Below are 4,151 nucleotides of genomic sequence, written 5' to 3' on the forward strand. Positions count from 1 at the left end.
ACAGACAATCCAGATTCGACGGGACCAGTTCCACACGGCACGTACGGGGGAATTCCTCGACCCGCTCAACCCGAGTTTCAATGAGTTTCTTCATCAGACCAACTCACTGTTCGTCCAGCAGACCGGGGACGCTGCCGGAGCCCAACAGATGACCCTGCAGGCTCTCTCAGAGCTTCGTCACCAGCAATCCGCGTCACTGGCGTACTTCGACGATTTCTGGTTGTTTGCCATCCTGGCTTTGTCGCTGCTGCTGGTGATCCCACTGATGAAACGAGCGGTGGCTGAGAAAGGGGCTCACATCGCAGCTGAGTAACGAGTAATCTGTCGAGCGGTCGAGCGGTTTCCTGAATCTCCTGACAGGCGAGCCAACTCTGCTCGCCTGCCGGTGTTGGACGACGCTGGATTCACCCGCGATCTGCCAACCCTCAACGAGCTGCGGGTACCTGAGGTGGCGGGAGGTCGCTGAAAAATACTCGCCATCCCCGGAATCAGTCGCAAATCGAGTCCGCATCACCGCCGCTTTTCACCTCATTTCAAGCGGGTCAAGTGCGGATTCTGAGTCCGAGCCGTCCAGACTACCCACTATTGTTCGGATCGGTTAATTTACTTGGCTCGCGCAATTTGATGCGGCCTGTTGCCGCGCGCATTTCGAAGACTCGTTGTTTAGACCGGAACAGGGACACGTTCATGACGTTGTCGGAACTGCTGGAAAGCAAGTTTCGCGGAGATATTCGTTTCCGAGGGGCTGCCTACATTCAGGCGGAGCGTGTTGCGGTGATTCGCGTCACGCCAGACCATCTGTTTGCTATCGTCCGTGATGGCGTCGAATACCAGACTCAACTCAGCCGTGACAACGGTATTTTGAAGTTGTCATGCAATTGCATCGGCACCGATGCCAACAAGAGTGGCAACCCCCATTGCAAGCACTTGTGGGCTACCATTCTGGCTGCGGATGCCGGCAAATATGTTGGTGATGGTGCGAAACAAGGGCATATTCCCCCCTTCGCCGTGGAAGAAGAACCGCTTGATTTCGGCGGCGACGACTGGGACGAAGACGACGAGGCGGCTTACATGCCGATGGGCAGCTCGCGGTCCCAGAAACGGGCCGAGCGGGAGTCCATTCGCGCCGAACTCGATGCGGCAGCAGCCCCGCGGTTGCGCGAATGGGAATCCAAGCTGAGCGAACTTCGTAAAGCGATGCAGGGAGAAGACGCCACTTCGGGATCTGCTTCGGCTGGTCGCGAACGTCAGATTTTTTATGAAATTGATGCCGTCGCCAGCGAAGAAGCCGGATTGATCGTCATCCAGACTTCGCATCGGCAGCGCCGGTCTAACGGCGAGTGGGGCAAGCTCAAACCCCTCAAGTTGAAGCCAGGCAAGTTTGAAGACATTGACGACGACGAAGATCGACGGATCCTGGCCCACCTCGTCGGGGGAACGCCCGATCGAAGTTCGATGACGGGACCGGTGACCGACAGTCTTGCCGCACATCGTTATCGTCTGCCGCACGATCTGTGTCAGTTGCTGCTCCCTGCCATCTGCGCAACGGGCCGCATCCGAATTCTGGGCGACGAGGAACGCGTCACCGAGACTCTCGCCTGGGACGAAGACGGCAACTGGGAACTCTGCCTGAAGGTTGAGTTTGAAGAAGCTGAACAGGCCTGGAAGCTGCGCGGCTCGCTCCGTCGCGGTGATGAGCACATGTCGCTGAAGGATCCGGTTCTGGTCGTTCCCGGTGGCTTGGCCATTACCAATACCCAGGTTCGTCCATTTCAGGATTTCGACGCATTTCCCTGGGTGACCCTGTTGCGCCGTTCAGACGACCTGAAAGTTCCGATCGGGGAAGAGCATGAGCTGGTCGACCGGCTGCTCGACATGCCCGCCCTGCCCCGTCTGGAACTGCCAGAAGAGCTGAAGCTGATGGAAGTCGTGCTGGAACCCAAGCCGATTCTCATCGTGCACGCACCGGGTAAATCCCGCTGGCAGAATGATCGCCTTAAGGCCGAAGTGCTGTTTGACTACGACGGTCTGTCCATCCGTGCTTCCAGCAGCCAATGGGCGATCGTGCAGCGCGAAGCCAGCCGCTGCCTGGTCCGAGACAAACCGAAGGAAGCGTTCGCCTGGTCTCAACTCGTGGACTATGGATTCCGCCGATTGCTGGATCAGAAACGAGGGGCGCACGATGCGGAAATCGCCGCACGTGATCTGGCCCCCGCCGTTCGCAAGCTGATGGCCGAAGGATGGCAAGTCCGCGCCGACGGGAAGCAAGTTCGCCAGGCAGTTGACCTCAAGTTCCAGGTCAAGTCAGGGGTGGACTGGTTCGAACTGCACGGCGACGTCAATTTCGACGGTGCTCGTGTCACCTTCCCGGAACTGCTTGCCGCATTGGCACGTGGCGATGGAACGATCGTTCTGGACGACGGTTCGCTGGGGATCCTTCCCGAAGAATGGCTCGTCAAGTACGGCTTGCTGGCAGGTCTGGGCGTCGCGGACGGCGAGCATCTGCGGTTCAGTGCTGTTCAGGTCAGCATCGTCGATGCATTGCTGGCGTCGAAGGAGAACGTTGATTTCGACGCGAAGTTTCTGGAAACTCGTGAGCGTCTTGCCGCATTCGATGGGATCAAGACTGAACGGGAACCTGCGACGTTCCAGGGTGAACTGCGTCCTTATCAGCGAGAAGGGATTGGCTGGTTGAAATTCCTCGAGGAATTCAACTTCGGCGGATGTCTCGCAGACGACATGGGTCTCGGTAAGACGATCCAGATGCTGGCCTTCCTGGAGGATCGACGCCTGAGAGTCAAGAAACGTAATCCGACTCTGATCGTTGTACCCAAATCACTGATGTTCAACTGGAAACATGAGTGTGAACGGTTTACTCCCGCCATGCGTGTCATGGAATACGCGGGTCTGGATCGAGCCAAGATGAGGGACGACTTCACGAAGCACGACCTGATTCTCACGACTTATGGAACGTTGCGTCGCGATATTCTGATTCTGAAGGAACTGTCGTTCGATTACATCATTCTCGACGAAGCTCAGGCGATCAAGAACTCGACATCTCAAGTTGCCAAGGCCGTTCGGCTGCTGCAGTCCCGGCACCGCGTCGGCCTCAGCGGTACGCCCATCGAGAACCATCTTGGCGATCTCTGTTCGATCTTTGAGTTCCTGAACCCAGGTATGCTGGGTCGAAGCTCTGCCTTCAAGCAGCATGCAGCAGATCCGAGCAACCAGGAGACGCGGCGAGTCTTGTCCGACGGACTTCGGCCCCTCATCCTGCGTCGTACCAAGATGAGCGTGGCGAGCGAGCTTCCCGAAAAACTCGAACAGACTATTTTCTGCGAGATGGGAGACGACCAGCAGCGGCTGTACAACGAGCTGCGAGACCACTATCGCGATTCGTTGCTGGGCCTGGTTGCCGAACAGGGAATGGCCAAGACGAGAATGCACGTGCTCGAAGCCCTGTTGCGATTGCGGCAGGCAGCATGCCATCCCGCTTTGCTCAATCGTTCAACCCCGGACGATTCGAGTGCCAAGCTGGACGTGCTGATCCCTCACCTGGAAGAACTGCTGGAAGAAAAGCACAAGACGCTGGTCTTCTCTCAGTTCACCAGCATGTTGTCGATTGTTCGGCAGGCGCTGGACAAGAAGGGAATTGTCTACGAGTACCTGGATGGCCAGACGCGAGACCGCAAAGAGCGCGTCGAGCGATTCCAATCGGACGAAAATTGCGGCGTGTTCCTGATCAGCTTGAAGGCGGGGGGGCTGGGTCTGAACCTGACTTCGGCCGACTACGTTTTCATTCTCGATCCATGGTGGAATCCCGCCGTCGAAACTCAGGCAATCGACCGTGCCCACCGCGTGGGACAAACTCGCCAGGTATTTGCTTATCGATTGATCTGTAAGAACACCGTCGAAGAAAAAATCGCGGAACTGCAAAAAGCAAAACGCGAACTCGCCGACGCAATTCTGGAACAGAATAACTCGATTATGCAGTCTCTGACCACAGACGACCTTCGCTTGCTCTTGTCGTAAAACCGGCTCGCATCGGCAGGCCTGTGTGAAGTCTTCATCGCCACCTCAGCTCGATTTTCGGGCTGAGGTGTTTTCGTCAACATTCATCCAATTGAACCCCACTACAAGGGACCGCATCC

The 4,151-nt window shown here is 57.0% G+C and carries 1 protein-coding gene and 1 pseudogene; both read left to right on the forward strand.

Annotated elements, in window-relative coordinates; translation table 11 throughout:
• Positions 1-313: pseudogene (locus tag VGE80_RS23350) on the forward strand (MFS transporter); the annotation flags it as partial.
• Positions 314-687: 374 nt separating this feature from the next.
• Positions 688-4,032 carry an SNF2-related protein gene (locus tag VGE80_RS23355; protein WP_397569929.1) on the forward strand — a complete coding sequence of 1,115 codons (3,345 nt, stop codon included), beginning with the start codon at positions 688-690 and terminating at the stop codon, positions 4,030-4,032.
• Positions 4,033-4,151 lie beyond the last annotated feature (119 nt).

The sequence above is a fragment of the Schlesneria sp. genome (assembly GCF_036405755.1).
In the GTDB taxonomy this organism is placed as follows: Bacteria; Planctomycetota; Planctomycetia; order Planctomycetales; family Planctomycetaceae; genus Schlesneria; species Schlesneria sphaerica.

What these genes read in the sequence shown, in the direction of transcription:
- VGE80_RS23355 (WP_397569929.1), top strand. Translation starts at nt 688, where the DNA reads ATGACGTTGTCGGAACTGCTGGAAAGCAAGTTTCGCGGAGATATTCGT.